The organism is Streptomyces sp. NPDC048295 (assembly GCF_040652135.1).
GTDB lineage: Bacteria > Actinomycetota > Actinomycetes > Streptomycetales > Streptomycetaceae > Streptomyces.
The window spans coordinates 1-468 of sequence record NZ_JBEZLL010000001.1 but is presented as its reverse complement, the minus strand read 5'-3'; the positions used below and the strand labels follow the sequence as shown (position 1 = coordinate 468).

Annotated in this window: 1 pseudogene; it reads right to left on the bottom strand. The window is 69.7% G+C overall.

Going from position 1 to position 468, the window contains the following annotated elements:
- Positions 1-468: pseudogene (locus tag AB0D53_RS00005) on the bottom strand (protein phosphatase); the annotation flags it as partial.

The window sequence follows — 468 nt, the reverse complement described above, 5'->3', positions numbered from 1 at the left end:
GCGGGGCCGAAGGTTCCGTTGGGTACGTGGTTGGGTGTGCTGCCCGGGGCGTGGCTTGCCGCGTCGAAGTGCGCGGGGGCCGGGCCGAACGATCCGTTCGGCACGTGGTTGGGTACCCCACCCGGCACATGGCTGCCCGCGCTGGGCGGCACATTGTCGAAGCCGCCACCGGGGGTGTGCGGCGCCATGTCGGGGAAGCCGCTTCCCGCGTGGACACTCGTCGGTACCGGCTGCTGAATCTGCCAGGACGACGGCAGGCCCGACGTATGGGGGACCATGTCGTGCGGGATCGGAGTCGTCTCGACCACGCCGTTCGGAGCGACCAGGTTGCCGTTGGGCTCCAGGAGGCGACCGTCGGGCAACTGCACCGAACCGTCGGGGAGTTTGGGGATCTCGATGTTGCCGATGCCTTTGAGGCCCTTGGTGATGTCGCCGATCTTGGAGAGGCCGGCGCCGGCGCCCTTGGCG